The sequence below is a fragment of the Microcystis sp. LE18-22.4A genome (genome assembly GCF_027531105.1).
Taxonomy (GTDB): domain Bacteria; phylum Cyanobacteriota; class Cyanobacteriia; order Cyanobacteriales; family Microcystaceae; genus Microcystis; species Microcystis aeruginosa.
In genome coordinates this window covers 1-14,247 of the sequence record NZ_JAPZRB010000114.1, presented here as the reverse complement: position 1 = coordinate 14,247, position 14,247 = coordinate 1, and the positions used below count along the sequence as shown (strand labels likewise).

15 protein-coding genes and 2 pseudogenes are annotated in these 14,247 nt (G+C 41.5%); 6 read left to right on the top strand and 11 right to left on the bottom strand.

Annotated elements, in window-relative coordinates; all coding sequences use genetic code 11:
- Positions 1 to 112: 112 nt before the first annotated feature.
- Positions 113 to 1,417 carry a cytochrome P450 gene (locus O9295_RS04805; protein ID WP_288032085.1) on the bottom strand — a complete coding sequence of 435 codons (1,305 nt, stop codon included), beginning with the start codon at positions 1,415 to 1,417 and terminating at the stop codon, positions 113 to 115.
- 433 nt (positions 1,418 to 1,850) lie between these two features.
- On the bottom strand, positions 1,851 to 3,047 hold the full coding sequence (alr, locus tag O9295_RS04800) for an alanine racemase (RefSeq protein WP_190718778.1): 1,197 nt from the start codon (positions 3,045 to 3,047) through the stop codon (positions 1,851 to 1,853).
- 104 nt (positions 3,048 to 3,151) lie between these two features.
- Here alr and O9295_RS04795 point away from each other — a divergent pair.
- The 5 genes and pseudogenes from O9295_RS04795 to O9295_RS04775 all read left to right on the top strand — a co-directional run.
- Positions 3,152 to 3,292: pseudogene (locus tag O9295_RS04795) on the top strand (RNA-guided endonuclease TnpB family protein); the annotation flags it as partial.
- Between the two features lie 495 nt (positions 3,293 to 3,787).
- Positions 3,788 to 4,063: a polyhydroxyalkanoate biosynthesis repressor PhaR gene (locus O9295_RS04790; protein ID WP_147069334.1), complete on the top strand. Its 276-nt coding sequence runs from the start codon at positions 3,788 to 3,790 to the stop codon at positions 4,061 to 4,063.
- A 113-nt stretch (positions 4,064 to 4,176) separates the two neighbouring features.
- Positions 4,177 to 4,485 carry a DUF4164 family protein gene (locus O9295_RS04785; protein WP_002760170.1) on the top strand — a complete coding sequence of 103 codons (309 nt, stop codon included), beginning with the start codon at positions 4,177 to 4,179 and terminating at the stop codon, positions 4,483 to 4,485.
- Between the two features lie 112 nt (positions 4,486 to 4,597).
- Positions 4,598 to 4,894, top strand: coding sequence for a polyhydroxyalkanoate biosynthesis repressor PhaR (locus O9295_RS04780; protein WP_288032082.1), 297 nt, complete (start codon positions 4,598 to 4,600; stop codon positions 4,892 to 4,894).
- A gap of 113 nt (positions 4,895 to 5,007) precedes the next feature.
- Positions 5,008 to 5,325 carry a DUF4164 family protein gene (locus tag O9295_RS04775; RefSeq protein WP_016514447.1) on the top strand — a complete coding sequence of 106 codons (318 nt, stop codon included), beginning with the start codon at positions 5,008 to 5,010 and terminating at the stop codon, positions 5,323 to 5,325.
- A gap of 62 nt (positions 5,326 to 5,387) precedes the next feature.
- On the opposite strand, the gene mnmE is transcribed toward O9295_RS04775, so the two are convergent.
- Positions 5,388 to 6,761, bottom strand: coding sequence for a tRNA uridine-5-carboxymethylaminomethyl(34) synthesis GTPase MnmE (mnmE, locus tag O9295_RS04770; RefSeq protein ID WP_288032080.1), 1,374 nt, complete (start codon positions 6,759 to 6,761; stop codon positions 5,388 to 5,390).
- A gap of 53 nt (positions 6,762 to 6,814) precedes the next feature.
- Between mnmE and O9295_RS04765 the strand changes: the two genes are divergently transcribed.
- Positions 6,815 to 7,348: a DUF2062 domain-containing protein gene (locus O9295_RS04765; protein WP_002803625.1), complete on the top strand. Its 534-nt coding sequence runs from the start codon at positions 6,815 to 6,817 to the stop codon at positions 7,346 to 7,348.
- Between the two features lie 658 nt (positions 7,349 to 8,006).
- Here the strand turns inward: O9295_RS04765 and O9295_RS27265 are convergent.
- The 8 genes and pseudogenes from O9295_RS27265 to O9295_RS04730 all read right to left on the bottom strand — a co-directional run.
- Positions 8,007 to 8,267 carry a tetratricopeptide repeat protein gene (locus O9295_RS27265; protein ID WP_353846009.1) on the bottom strand — a complete coding sequence of 87 codons (261 nt, stop codon included), beginning with the start codon at positions 8,265 to 8,267 and terminating at the stop codon, positions 8,007 to 8,009.
- A gap of 16 nt (positions 8,268 to 8,283) precedes the next feature.
- Positions 8,284 to 8,541, bottom strand: a complete 258-nt coding sequence (locus O9295_RS04755) for a ParE family toxin-like protein (protein ID WP_002737575.1) — start codon at positions 8,539 to 8,541, stop codon at positions 8,284 to 8,286.
- Positions 8,519 to 8,740, bottom strand: a complete 222-nt coding sequence (locus O9295_RS04750) for a hypothetical protein (protein ID WP_002736659.1) — start codon at positions 8,738 to 8,740, stop codon at positions 8,519 to 8,521. The genes O9295_RS04755 and O9295_RS04750 overlap by 23 nt, the downstream gene beginning before the upstream one ends.
- A 72-nt stretch (positions 8,741 to 8,812) precedes the next feature.
- Positions 8,813 to 10,972, bottom strand: a complete 2,160-nt coding sequence (locus O9295_RS27705) for a tetratricopeptide repeat protein (RefSeq protein WP_502846490.1) — start codon at positions 10,970 to 10,972, stop codon at positions 8,813 to 8,815.
- Between the two features lie 1,005 nt (positions 10,973 to 11,977).
- Positions 11,978 to 12,664 (bottom strand): annotated as a pseudogene (locus O9295_RS27700) (caspase family protein); the annotation flags it as partial.
- Between the two features lie 3 nt (positions 12,665 to 12,667).
- Positions 12,668 to 13,057 (bottom strand): hypothetical protein, encoded by a 390-nt coding sequence (locus O9295_RS04740; RefSeq protein ID WP_287234226.1) that lies wholly within the window; start codon positions 13,055 to 13,057, stop codon positions 12,668 to 12,670.
- 57 nt (positions 13,058 to 13,114) lie between these two features.
- Positions 13,115 to 13,546, bottom strand: a complete 432-nt coding sequence (locus tag O9295_RS04735; protein WP_287234228.1) for a hypothetical protein — start codon at positions 13,544 to 13,546, stop codon at positions 13,115 to 13,117.
- Positions 13,547 to 13,790: 244 nt separating this feature from the next.
- Positions 13,791 to 14,247 (bottom strand): DUF3782 domain-containing protein (locus O9295_RS04730; RefSeq protein ID WP_288032074.1); only part of this gene is annotated, 457 nt, incomplete at its 5' end.

Sequence of the window (14,247 nt, the reverse complement as noted above, 5' to 3'; positions counted from 1 at the left end):
TTCCACCGACGGCTCAAAATCTGAGCATTTCCGATAATAAAGGCCGTGGAATAAATTTCACGGCTCAGAGAAAAACGTTAAACTATTTTTAAAGTTTTTTTATCCTAGCAGGTTAACGGGGTTTAAAGGTGACTTGTAAACCGTCGCGAGGATGGGGAGTGGGGATAGCGGTGAGGGTGAGATCTTGATTGGGGAGTAATTGCCAATCGTATTTTTGTACTAAACGGACGGCTAAAATTTTCATCTCTAAACGAGCGAATTCTTTGCCTATACATTCGCGTAATCCCGCACCAAAAGGGATATATCCGTAGGGTTTTTCCTCGGCTAAAAAGCGATCGGGATCAAAGGTTTCAGGATGAGAATAAATATTATTATCTTTATGGGTATTGGTGATTTGATACTGCACTACCCATCCTTTCGGCAAATGATAACCGTTAAATTGACAGTCTTCTACTACCCGACGGAATCCTCCTCCCACGGGTGGAGTAAAACGTAAAACTTCTTTTAAAACGCGATCTAAATAGGTCATCTGTTTGAGGGTATCGACGCTTAAAGGAGTGGATAGATCAAAATTAGTTATTTCCTCAAGGACAAGCTGAAAAATATCGGGATGCAGTGCCATTTGTAGGCAGAAAGTGGCGATAGCAGAGGTTAAAGTTTCATGACCAGCAAAGAGTAATAATAGCACTTGATCCTTTAATTCCGCTAGGGATAAACTTTGACCGTTTTCGTCTTTAGCTTGTAAAAGGATAGCCAGAGCATCCTGGCCTAAGTCATCATTTTTTTTTCTTTCTAAAATGATAGTTTCTATGGCTTCCAGTAATTCTTCTCGACAGCGTAATGCTTTGCCGAAAGCTGTCCAGGGAAGGGGAATGGGAAGGGTAAATAGTCCCGCACACCAAGTATCAAAAGCTTCTCCTAATTTGGTAGCAGAACCATCGTCAAGACCGACAAATAATTTACAGGCGATATCGAGAGTATAGTTTCTTAATTCAGGATACCATGACAGGGTTGTTGCGGTTTGCCAACGCTCTAAATAGTGAGCGGTAATTGTTTCTACCGTAGGGATATAACTTGCTAGGGACCGGGGTTGAAAAGCTTGATAGATTAAACGACGACGGGAAGCGTGAACATCTCCTGTATGCACCGCTAAAGATGCGCTACCGAGGAGAGTTTTGGTACTTTTGGGCCAAGTTGCCGCAAAGTATTTATTCTCATTGCTGAGGAGAAACCGGTTAGCTTCGGCACCGGATAAAATAATCGTGGGACTGCCAAAAATATGAGTACGGAAAAGTTGACCATATTTATTATGACGTTTGCTGGCAAAATCCCGATCGGTCAAAAAAGCGATTGTTTCTCCTAATAGGGGTAATCCGAAACTGCCGGGGGGTAGGGGTAAATCGTTGCTTATAGTCATCGCTGCCTCTAGGGTAAAACTGATCAGTTGCCGTCGATTAACCCTGTTTATTTTAACCTAAAGCACCGGAGAATTGATCGCGTAATCTAGCCTAGCAATTAGCGATCGCACTTGGCAGCGGTAAGTACCTAAGCAAAGTTAATTACACATCTCACCAGTCAGTCAACAGCGAGAATTGCCGCCAATTGACATTTTTTAAGATCACCGCCATAATTAGGGCTTGCTCAATAAATGTGAAAACCTTGTTGACTAAACCTTTTAGACTTTTTGGTTTCCAAAAAGTACCATATATGGGAGTGATCGGGTGGAAAATTCAGGTACTTTTTCCCTGAAAATTAGGTAATTGACCCCCTCAAAATCGCTAAAACCCTACACCCTACACCCTACACCCCACACCCTGCCCCCAGGAAAAACTTTTTGCCGCAAACCCTAATTAGCCGTTGCTAATAATAATTCGCGGCAAACGATGCTTAAACCCGCAGAGAATTTCCCAGGATATCGTACCTAAATCCCGCGCCCAATCGTCGGCGGTGATGCACTGTGGGCCATCTTTACCGATAAGTGTGACGATTTCCCCTGTTTTTACCTCTGGAATCTCGCTCACGTCAATCATTAACTGATCCATGGTTATCGCGCCGATTTGGGGTACTAAACGTCCTCTCAGGGATACTTTTAAACGATTGGAGAGATTGCGGGGAATTCCATCAGCGTAACCGATACCGACCACAGCAATACGGGTGTCTTTTGCCGCTATGTACTGATGACCATAACTCACTCCGGAGCCGGCGGCAATGGTTTTGACTTGGGCAATGCGCGCTTTTACTTGCAGGACGGGTTGCAAAGGGACTTTATCGGTGAGATGATCGGCGGGATAAAGACCGTAGAGAGCTAATCCGACTCTAACTCGATCGTAGTGCAGAGATCGATCGCTTAGGGTAGCGGCAGAGTTGGCTAAATGCAGACAGGGGGGATGATAACCTTTTGAGCTTAACTCGGCGATCGCTTGTTGGAATCTTTGCCGTTGTAACTGCATCATCTCGGGATTGGGATCGTCAGCCGTGGCAAAATGGGAGTATATACTGGCAATTTTCAGGTTAGGAGCCTCTAAAACCTGTTCGACGAATTTTGTGCCGTTTTGCCATTGTGTACCTAAGCGAGACATCCCCGTATCTAGTTTGATATGGACCGGCAGCCGCTGCTCTAAGCGTCTCATCACGGTGGCAAAAATTTGCACCTGTTCGATTTGCACCAGGGTGGGTTGCAATTGCCAATGGGCTAAGGCTGCCACTTCTTCCGGGGTGTTCACTGCCCCTAAAATCATAATTGGGGCAACGATTCCCGCTTCCCGCAGTTCGATACCTTCCCCGATAGTCGCGATGGCTAAAGACTGCGCTCCGGCTTCTAAAACGCTGTTAGCCACCTTAACTGCCCCGTGTCCGTAAGCATCGGCTTTAATTACCGCCATTAATTCCGTTTTTGGGGCTAATAAGGCCTTGACTTTTCGCACGTTTTGTTGTAAGGCCGAGCGATCAATCTCTACCCAAGCACGATAGCGAATTGCTTCCGACAATTGATAATCATGACGGTTTTTGGGCGGATTGATAATTTTTGGTTCGATGCTAAACACCACTCGCTCACTCCTTTGCACACATAACCCAATTTATCACAGATGTCGGGGTGAAGACCCTCGTACTGACAGGATGAAACCCCGACCAAAATAGAACCGCAAAGCACGATGCCGCTAAGAATATTCGAGATGAAGGTTTACGAATTTTGGCGGTAGGGCATACCGCTACTGCTTCTGGAGGGAGAGTAAGACCAAGTAAAGGCACTGCTTTTGCAAGGCATCTCCCTGTGAATAGACCTCTTGCATAAATCCGAAAACAAACGATAGAAACAATAATGGGAGGGACTTTCAGTTAATTATTTATTAGTAGTTGATAATCTTCAAAAATGTTGCTGTACAAGGATCGACTTAAGACTTTTGCAAGAGGTCTAATGAAGAATCCCTCGCATGAGTGCGATGGGAGTGTCAAACCAAAAGAAAACCGAGAGGGCTAGGAAAAAAGCCGGAAACTCCTCTGGATTTCCTCCTTTTTCCAGGCGGAATCTAGGCTTTAAGATGAATGGGATGTTAGGAAGTTCCCGAAAAAATTGGCAGTTAGGGTTATCGGTGTTAGGGGTTAGGGTTTTTCCGTAGAGAATGAACAGTAACGGGTAATCAGTGACAAGAAAGTAGCGAAGTTTTCAGCTAACACTATCTCAGTGGTTGGACAGAAGTGAAGTTAACTATAGGGTAAGGAATGCCAAAAAGCCTAGACTAAGATAAAATTATTATATCCAACCAGATGCAGTACAGGAGTTTAGCCAATGTCTAACGAAACTGTTACTTATTCCCTAGAAGCTGTCCTCACAAGGATTGAGGGGAAGATCGATAAGATTGATGAGCGCTTGACAAAAGTAGAAATAGGATTAACCGATCTCAAAGGGGATATTAAAGTTTTAGACGGGAAAATCGAAGGCATCGACAATCGGCTAATATCGGTAGAGGGAACCCAAAAAAATCAGGTCTGGACATTAATTATCCTTTTGGGGAGTGCCATTTTTACGGCCGGATGGAAAGTATTTTTTTCCAGTAATATCTGATCTTTCTAATTCTCAACAAGACTACAGTTAACCGCTCCTGAAAGAAAATTTTCTTAAAGCCTAGACTTAAGATAAAATTATATCCAACCGGATGCAGTATAGGAGTTTACCAAATGTCTAACGAAACTGTTACTTATTCCCTAGAAGCTGTCCTCACAAGGATTGAGGGAAAGATCGACTCGCTTGAGAAGCGGGTTAACGAAAGATTTGACAAGGTAGAAGATCGGTTAACCAAACTAGAAATAGGAGTAACTGATCTCAAAGGTGATATTAAAGTGTTAGACGAGAAAATCGAAGGCATCGACAATCGGCTAATATCGGTAGAGGGAACCCAAAAAAATCAGGTCTGGACATTGATTATCCTTTTGGGAAGTGCCATTATTACGGCTGCTTGGAAAGTATTTTTTTCCAGTAATATCTGAGTTATCTAATCCTCAACAAGACTACAGTTAATCGCTCCTGAAAGAAAATTTTCTTAAAGCCTAGACTAAGATAAAATTATATCCAACCAGATGCAGTATAGGAGTTTACCAAATGTCTAACGAAACTGTTACTTATTCCCTAGAAGCTGTCCTTAAAGAAATTAAAGACAGTATCAAGGAAGTTAGTCAAAAATTCGATAAGATTGATGAGCGCTTGACCAAAGTAGAAATAGGAATAGCCGATCTCAAAGGGGATATTAAAGTTTTAGACGGGAAAATCGAAGGCATCGACAATCGGCTAATATCGGTAGAGGGAACCCAAAAAAATCAGGTCTGGACATTAATCATCCTTTTGGGAAGTGCCATTATTACGGCTGCTTGGAAAGTATTTTTTTCCGGCAATATCTGAGTTCTCCAATCCTCAACAAGACTACAGTTAATCGCTCCTGAAAGAAAATTTTCTTAAAGCCTAGACTTAAGATAAAATTATACCCAACCAGATGCAGTATAGGAGTTGACCCAATGTCTAACGAAACTGTTACTTATTCCCTTGATGTCGTCCTTAAAGAAATTAAAGACAGTATCAAGGAAGTTAGCCAGAAATTCGATAAGATTGATGAACGGTTTGATCGATTAGATAATCGCTTAACAAAACTTGAGATAGGACAAGCTGATATCAAAGGGGATATTAAAGTTTTAGACGAGAAAATCGAAGGCATCGACAATCGGCTAAAATCAGTGGAAGGAACCCAAAAAAATCAGGTCTGGACATTGATTATCCTTTTGGGAAGTGCCATTATTACGGCCGCTTGGAAAGTCTTTTTTTCCGGCAATATCTGAGTTCTTCAATTCTCAACAAGACTACAGTTAACCGAACACAGTTGACCAGATTTTCTCATTGCTTATTTACCAATACAAAAACGGCTAAAAATGCGATCGAGTACCGATTCAGTCACTTCTTCGCCGGTAATTTCTCCTAAGGATTGAATGGCAGTACGCAGATCGATCGACCAAAAATCAAAAGGTAAATTTTGGTCAATTGTTTTTTTGACCTGTTGCAAAGCAATTTTCGCCCTAGTTAAAGCGGCCGCCTGTCGTTGATTAATGGCTAAATCCAAATTAGCCGCCTGTAATTCTTGATTTTGGACAGCATTAATAATACTTTTTTCTAAGTCTTCAATACCCTGATTTTGGGCGGCCGACAGCTTGACAACTCGCTCAATTTCTGCTGGGTAAATTACCGTTTCGGGATGAGCTAAATCAATTTTATTAATCACTAAAATTAATCGGCGATCGCTGACAGAGCGATAAATTTCCTCGTCTTCCTGGGTCCATCCTGACTCTGCGGAGACGGTTAAGAGAACTAAATCAGCAGACCGGGCCGTTTGACGGGAACGTTCCACCCCAATTTGTTCAACTCGATCGCTGGCCGAGCGAATTCCTGCCGTATCGAGGACTTGTACGGGGATTCCCGCCACAACTAGCTGAGATTCGACAATATCGCGGGTAGTGCCGGGTAAATCGGTGACAATCGCTCGATCGCTCCGACTCCAAGCATTTAACAAACTGGATTTACCCACATTCGGCCGCCCCACGATCGCCACTTTCAGACCACTACGCAGCAATTCCCCGCGCTCGGCGGTGGCCAAAATTAAATTTACTTGACAAAAAACCTGTTCTATGCTATGGAGAACCGCCTCGTGATCCAAGGGCGGTAAATCTTCTTCAAAGTCAATACGGGCCTCAATTTCGGCCAAAATATCGAGACAGGTGGCACGCAAATGGCGGATCGGTTGAGCGAGTTTCCCCTGTAAACCAGCGAGGGCAAATTGTGCCGCTTGGGGAGAACGCGCCCCAACGAGATCGACAACGCTTTCGGCTTGAGTTAGGTCAATTCTGCCGTTAAGAAAGGCACGCAGGCTAAATTCCCCCGCTTGTGCCAAACGCGCCCCATTTTCTAGACATAACTGTAACACCTGTTGTACGGGCATAATGCCGCCATGACAGTGAAATTCCACCACATCCTCGCGGGTGAAAGAGCGGGGCGCTAACATGAGCAACAGCAAAGCTTCATCGATAATTGCCTGACTGTGGGGATGTCGGATATAACCGTAGAGAAGACGATGACTTTCCCAGGGTTGACGATTGCGGGTATGGAAAAGCCGACGAGCGATCGCCACTGCCTGACTACCGGATAAACGGACAATACCGATGCTACCCTGTTCTGGAACGATCGCCGTAGCGATGGCGGCGATCGTATCCCCTGTGTTCAACATCTCTGAATCACTCCTTGCTAAAATTGAAGTCAGGATCAATTTTGTCAGCATTTATGCCCGAAAATATGCGCTCACGGTCATTAAAAGCGAAAAATAAAGGGAATAACCTAATTAATCGTCTGACGCGCTCCTGTCGCTACTGGTGGATTCGCTTGGTGCGATTGCAGGGACATCCAATCGAAATCGCTCGCGGGTTAGCGGTGGGGGTGTTTTCTGGGGCTTTTCCTTGGATGGGATTACAGATCATTATTGCGATTTTTTTAGCTTTCTGTGTGCGGGGCAATAAAATTGCGGCAGCGGCAGCCACTTGGGTGAGTAATCCTTTTACCTATATTCCCCTGTTTTTGTTTAATTATAAATTGGGAGAATTGTTTTTAGGTCAAGGAAATCAAGCGATCGATAGTCGTATTTTTGCCTCTAACCAAAGTTGGGCGGAAAATTGGGCAAGTTTGAGCGGTGAATTTTTATTAACGCTATTTTTTGGCAGTTTGATTACAGGTCTGTTGGCGAGCATTATCACTTATTTTGTTAGTTATCGTCTCCTCAGTCAATGGCATCACCGGCGACAAACAAGGAGAAAACGCTGATAAATTGTCACCGTTCGGGGGGGACAAAATCTGGTAATCTAAGAGGCATCGATCAGAAGCACCTACGGTAATCCCATAATAAGTCTAAACTGTTATTTGAATGATTGAATGAATACTATGATTGTGTTGTATTCAGCAAGTCTTCATCAATGATCAATTATAGTCCATCCCATAATCACATAATAAGTCTAAACTATGATTGAAATGATTGAATGAATACTATGATTGTGTTGTATTCAGCAGGTCTTCATCAATGATCAATTATAGTCCATCCCATAATCCCATAATAAGTCTAAACTATGATTGAAATGATTGAATGAATACTATGATTGTGTTGTATTCAGCAGGTCTTCATCAATGATCAATTATAGTCCATCCCATAATCCCATAATAAGTCTAAACTGTTATTTGAATGATTGAATGAATACTATGATTGTGTTGTATTCAGCAAGTCTTCATCAATGATCAATTATAGTCCATCCCATAATCACATAATAAGTCTAAACTGTTATTTGAATGATTGAATGAATACTATGATTGTGTTGTATTCAGCAAGTCTTCATCAATGATCAATTATAGTCCATCCCATGGTCAAATTGATCACAGTTAAGACGATGGATGTTGCTGTTGTCGCAGCGTTTGTAAATTTTCCCGAATCTTAACAGTAGCAGGATGATTCTCCCCTAAAGCTTGCTCGGCAATTGCTAAAGCTTGTAAATAGAGGGGGTTCAGCTTCCGCGTACCTTCCTTGAGAGTGGTAGAGTTTTGCTAAATTATTAAGATTTTCAGTGATATTGGGATAGTTATCGCCTTCAAAAATTTCTGGACAGTATTTTTTTTGATTTGCCAGAAATTCCTGTGAGGTAACTTCAGTAAAATATTGGTGGATAATATTGCGAAATTCTTTAGGCTCTAGCATGGTTAATTTTCTCCTTCTATTTAATTAACTCTTCATACTCATCATGAGAACCAATCCAAAACCAGTAATAATCTTCACCTTTTTTCAATGCTAAAGCTCTATAATTCTCAGTTATTCGGACTGACCAAACATTTTTCCCTACTTTCTTGAAATGTAATGATCGATGGAAAACATTACTAATCCAGAGACGATAGGCTTTTTTTGCCTGTTGCTTAATGTAGGGAGGTAAGTTGGCATAACATTGCCAAAAATCAGGAGTTGTTAAGGATTTCATCTAAAGGCTTAACTTGATTGTTACTGATATCATTGTTGACTTTTTGTAATAGTCGATCGAGTTTCCCTGATTCGAGATCGTTTTTTATCTGTTTGTCCCAACTATCATCAAGATAGTCTTGTAACCAAGCTGATAATTGATGGATTTCTTCGTCAGGCAACTGGAGAATCGCGGATTCAATATCTTTGAGTGTAGTCATGATTGTTTGGTTGATTGAAGGTGATTGTATTATTTTATATTGTTGTATTATCGGATAGGTTAATAACCCATCCTACGGGAGCGACTCTAAGTTTTCCCGAATCTTAACAGTAGTAGGATGATTCTCCCCTAAAGCTTGCTCGGCAATTGCTAAAGCTTGTAAATAGAGGGGTTCCGCTTCTTCGTACTTTCCTTGGGAATTGTACAATCTTGCTAAATTGTTGAGGGATCGTGCCACATCGGGATGATTGTCTCCTAATAGTCGTTTAAACAATTCTAATGCTTCTAGATAGAGAGGTTCTGCTTCTGTGTACCTGCCTTGGGATTCGTACAATCCTGCTAAATTGTTGAGGGAAAGTGCCACATGGGGATGATTGTCTCTTAAGAGTCGTTTTCTCAAATCTAATGCTTCTAGATAGAGAGGTTCCGCTTCTTTGTACCTGCCTTGGGATTGGTACAATAGTGCTAAATTGTTGAGGGAAGTTGCCACAGAGGGATGATTGTCTCCTAAGAGTCGTTTTAACAAATCTAATGCTTCTAGATGGAGAGGTTCCGCTTCTGTGTACCTGCCTTGAGAACGGTACAATTCTGCTAAATTGTTGAGGGAAGAAGCAACATCTGGATGATTGTCACCTAATAGTCGTTTCCTCAAATCTAATGCTTCTAGATAGAGAGGTTCCGCTTCTGTGTACCTGCCTTGAGAATAGTACAGAAATGCTAAATTGTTGAGGGAAGTTGCAACATTGGGATCACTCTCCCCTAATAGTCGTTTACACAATTCTATTGCTTGTAAATAGAGGGGTTCAGCTTCTGCGTAGTTTCCTTCGGATTCGTACAAGTTTGCCAAATTATTGAGGGAAGTCGCAACATTGGGATGATTGTCACCTAATAGCCGTTTATACAATCCTAAAGCTTGTAAATAGAGGGGTTCAGCTTCTGCGTACCTTCCTTGGGATTCGTACAATAATGCTAGATTGTTAAGAGAAGTAGCTACATCGGGATGTTCTTCTCCCAAGCGGCGGTGAGTTACTTCTAGACATTGCTGATACCAAAATTCAGCTTGTTCGTACAATCCTTGTCCATAATAGAAATTTCCCAATCCTCCAAAAGACGGGATTAAATCCTCCCCCTCCAGCCATTTTTCCAACGCTGTCGCTGACTCCGCAATATGGGGAATAGATAGGGCGACGGCTTCTATTTGCTCCTTGGTTGGAGTCTGAGGAATAGTCTTTGCCTCCTCCACCATACCCCGACAAAAGGAGCGTTTCAACTCATCAGCATCCTCTCGTAGTGCTAACTTAGCTTGAAAAAACTGTCGCACCAACGGATAAAACTGATAAGTTTCTCCTTCTACTGCTTGCAACAGATTGAGGTTTAGTAATTGTCCCTCTCTAATCTCTTCCAACTTCTCCTCATCTTCAGCAGACAAACACCGCTCTATCACCAACCGCCAAGGAATAGGAGCCAGAGCAAAGAGACTGAGAAAACAGCCTAAATCCCGCGCTGGCTGATTTAACGCCTCCCAACTCACCTCAAAAGCTGCCTCTACCCCTCTTTGCGCCGTCATATCTCCCGAAGGATTCTGCAAAGCAGACAACTGTAAACCCTTATCTATCAACTGCTGCTGCATCCTTGCCAATGTCCAATTAGTACGCCGCTTGAGGAAACGCCCCACCAATTCCAACCCTAAAGGCAAATAACCCAACCACGCACATAGCCCCTTCCCTACCTCTAATTCAGCTTGCAGACGCGACGCACCAATCAGAGATTCCAGTAAAGCAAGGGCGGCTGATTCGCTTAAAACGGGTAAGCGCAACTGCTCAAACGATGCTGCCAGGGACTGTTGCCGAGTCGTAATCAACACCTTAAATCGTTGTTCTGGGGGAGGCAAATAATCTTTGATTTCCTCATACTGATGCACATCATCTAAAATTAGCAGTACATCCCCCGGCGGTTGCCATCTCGCCCAACAATAATCCAATTTCCCCCGCCAATTCAACTCTTCAGGGGGAAACAAGCCCAACAGCGACTTAGCAAATTCTAATAGTTGTACCCCCACCATTTCACCTTGCACCCCGATCCAGCAAATACCGCCGGGATAAGTTGAGTTTTTCTGATGATGTAGGGCATACTGGAGTGCTAACTCTGTCTTACCCACTCCTGCCATTCCCGTCACGACGGCGGTAATCGCAATACGTTCTTGCTGCTGCAACTGGTCGTGTAGTTGTGCCATTGCGTCCTCACGCCCCACGAAATTAACCGCCCCAGTACGCGCCCGATTTAGATTATTAGGGATATTTGCTGTATAAGTAGGGATGGCGATATTATTTTCCAAAATTTCATTACTAAACTCATTTCGACGTAAGAGACTAACACATATATATTCTCCCCGTAATTTCTTACAAGTTAGGCTGTCTAAACCATTGTTTTCTATATATTGCTTGAATAAAGTAAAACCTTGACCAATTCCTTCATATCCTGACAACTGAGAAAGATATTGAGCAATAGCCGCATCAATTGGAATTGATACAGGTGTTGATTCCTTTATAAGTTCTTCCCAAGATGTATTATCTGGAAAATTACCAGGGCTTTTTACTTCAAGAGCTTCTGGTGTAATAATTACTTGAACATGACTATTTAATTGGTAGTTTCTATGAGCGATCGCATTAGAAATTATCTCCCGTGCCACCTCCAAATCTATATCGTCAATTTCTTGTCGCATTCCTTTTTTGTTAATAAATGAAATCTTTTTTGTTGCTCGTTTTACTCGCTCAACTAATTTTTCTATTTGATGAATCAAAGATCCATGAATATCATACCTTTCAAAAGCAGTTTTTCCTCTAGTTCTGTCCACGAAAGTAGATTTACATTGAGGATAAATTCTTTCAGGGTTTTGATGAAAACATAATACAGCTGCCTTATGTAGATATTGTTTTCCCTCATGGTAAATAGGAGAATAAAGTTTAAGTTCATCAACTATTTTTTCTAAATTCTTTTGATCTTCTTCAGATAATCCCATCCTTGTTGCATACTTTTTAATCAATTCTAAATCGATTTTATCAAGACTCGCTTCCGTGCATGGATGCCTATTTGGATGAATTTGTTCATAAAGAAATTTTAATTCTTCAGAAGAAGTAACGCGGTTTTGTTGCTCATTTTCCTTAGATTTATCTTGTAAGATGTATTTGTTTTTGGCAATCCAAATATCAGAATCAGCATTGATTACTTTAAATTGTGGACGCTGATTAAATTGGGAATAAATGGGATCTCTCTCAATTTTCTCTTTTATATAATTAACGATATCTCCGACATAAATATAAGGCTTATTGCTGTTGCGTTCCATTCCGTTCTCTATTCCTTCACATAAAAATTTTGTAAAAATTCCATAGTTTCCTTCGTTTGTTTCACGGGATACTTGAGTTTCTTGACAAGAAGCAATAATAACTATTCCTTTAGAAAGTTTTTGATTGCTTTTTTCTAGTTCCAAAACTAATGGTTCTGAAGACCGAATTCCTTTAGTTACAGCTCCACTGTGACAAGCATCAAGAATTAAAATTGCTCGATTTACTTTATAAGTAGATAAATAGCTTATCAAGTTAGAGAAAGGAAACCAATCACTATCGTCTATCCCTAGTTTTAAACAATATTCTTCCCCCCTAATATCTCCGTGTCCTGAGAAATAAAAAATTAGTTGATTTTGGTTGTTCCATTTTTGTATTTTTGGCAAAAAATATTGTAAAAACTCAATCTGGTTTTGACAATCATGTAAAGGTTTTGGTCCATTACTTTTACAATCTCCGAACTCAGGATTTGTTAACCAAGCATGAACCCGCGAAACATCAGGAATAACGGCATTTAGTTCTCCCTTATTGATAGCAGAAATAGCAACAGCAATTCTTTGTGACTGTTTTTCTGAAGTATCCATAGTTTACTGTTTTAATATTTTTACGCTAACTGTTCCGTGATGAGGTTGAGAATTAATCTCAGACAGCAAGGATTGAATTTCTTTCAAGGATAAATTTTTCATTAAAAATCTTTTTTGCTGTCCATTGGCATCAACAGTGATAGATATAGAATATTGACTTTGTTGAGATTCCCAGTATTGAAGAACTGAAACCAAGGTTTGAATCCCTGTTAATACTAAAGATGCTATTGCTATACCGATAGCCAAGCCACCGTCTCGGATTCCCACCTCTGCTTCTCTGGTTTCAATACTTACAGAACAGTCGCATTCTTCTTCAATTAGTCGAGCAAGATTTTTTAGGTGATAAGAATCATCCTCGGTGGTTGCTCCTTCAAAAGAAATCCTGACATCCATACACACTACCTCTAATAATATCCAAAAAATTTGCCCTCTGATCCTGTGTCACGATTGTTATTTGCTGCCTATATTGGCAAGATGAATCCCCCCAATATAGGCAGTTCCCCCCTCAACCTTTGTCTGCCAACCCTTAGCATTATCAGCATTATTTTGAATCATACTACTATTATCCTGAATTTTACCCGCTTGGATCGTCTGCGCTAAAACCTTTAACTCTTTCGCAAAATCAGGGTCTTCATCCAAAATCACATCCAAATTTTTAGTCAAGGTTTCAACCGCTTTACTATCACCCCTCTCAACCTTAGCCAATGCTTCATCAACTTTAGGAGATTTTCCTGTTAAGCGAGTTTTGATCTTTTCCCATAAAATGGGAATCTTAGCCAAAGCTTCAGCCGTAAAGCGTTTCGCTAAATCCCCCGTCCCAGACTTCACAAACTCTTGTACTGCTAAGGTGACAAGTAAACCTGCTGTTAATGGCTCAGTCATTTTTAAATTTTCCTCTAATAGTAATTCAAATTGGGTTTGAGACTCTAAACGTTTGGAGAAAAATAAAATCTCTAAATTTTCAATCTCTTCACTCTCACCGATTCAAACAAGCGACAATTTCATCGCCAATCTCCTCAGATTTCTGTTCAGGATATCCTAACAAAAATGGCTCTCTTGGATTTGGTGGGTAAAATGTATTCTAAGATACATTTCTCCTAGCGAGGGGGTGGAACGAAAGCTAAACCTACCAAACCCGGGGCGTAAACTCCGCATCATTTAAAATTATTACATTTTCCCCTGACTGCACCAACACAAATAAACCCTGACGACAAGCGTAACTCGCCACCTCATTGGGAACAATCATCGCTGCCACTGCTCCCAAGGCCTTTACATCTCGAAAACGAGGCATTAACCGCTTAAACTTAGCCAAACGTTGTAAATGCTCATCCACATCCCTTTGAGTTAACTTACTTTTGACCTCCACTAAAATGGCATCCGTATCATTCACTACCAATAGATCAATCTCTAAACCCTCATTATCCCGTTTTACCGAAATACCAGGGTGAAACTCATGGACATCAATACCCCGCTCTTGAAAAAGACGCACCACCGCAGGACGTACTTGCCACTCGACAAACTCTCCTAAACGATTGCCCAACTCCCCAATCTGCTTACTAACTCTGTTAATTTGCTTATCTGTT

Excerpts from the sequence above, each read along its gene's own strand:
- O9295_RS04750 (WP_002736659.1), bottom strand. The coding sequence starts at position 8,740 with ATGACTACACTCAAAGATATTGAATCCGCGATTCTCCAGTTGCCTGAC.
- O9295_RS27705 (WP_502846490.1), bottom strand. The coding sequence starts at position 10,972 with ATGGCACAACTACACGACCAGTTGCAGCAGCAAGAACGTATTGCGATT.
- O9295_RS04735 (WP_287234228.1), bottom strand. The coding sequence starts at position 13,546 with ATGACTGAGCCATTAACAGCAGGTTTACTTGTCACCTTAGCAGTACAA.
- O9295_RS04785 (WP_002760170.1), top strand. The coding sequence starts at position 4,177 with ATGTCTAACGAAACTGTTACTTATTCCCTAGAAGCTGTCCTCACAAGG.
- O9295_RS04780 (WP_288032082.1), top strand. The coding sequence starts at position 4,598 with ATGTCTAACGAAACTGTTACTTATTCCCTAGAAGCTGTCCTTAAAGAA.
- O9295_RS04755 (WP_002737575.1), bottom strand. The coding sequence starts at position 8,541 with ATGAAATCCTTAACAACTCCTGATTTTTGGCAATGTTATGCCAACTTA.
- O9295_RS04805 (WP_288032085.1), bottom strand. The coding sequence starts at position 1,417 with ATGACTATAAGCAACGATTTACCCCTACCCCCCGGCAGTTTCGGATTA.
- O9295_RS04765 (WP_002803625.1), top strand. The coding sequence starts at position 6,815 with ATGCCCGAAAATATGCGCTCACGGTCATTAAAAGCGAAAAATAAAGGG.
- O9295_RS04775 (WP_016514447.1), top strand. The coding sequence starts at position 5,008 with ATGTCTAACGAAACTGTTACTTATTCCCTTGATGTCGTCCTTAAAGAA.
- O9295_RS27265 (WP_353846009.1), bottom strand. The coding sequence starts at position 8,267 with ATGCTAGAGCCTAAAGAATTTCGCAATATTATCCACCAATATTTTACT.
- O9295_RS04740 (WP_287234226.1), bottom strand. The coding sequence starts at position 13,057 with ATGGATGTCAGGATTTCTTTTGAAGGAGCAACCACCGAGGATGATTCT.
- O9295_RS04790 (WP_147069334.1), top strand. The coding sequence starts at position 3,788 with ATGTCTAACGAAACTGTTACTTATTCCCTAGAAGCTGTCCTCACAAGG.
- mnmE (WP_288032080.1), bottom strand. The coding sequence starts at position 6,761 with ATGTTGAACACAGGGGATACGATCGCCGCCATCGCTACGGCGATCGTT.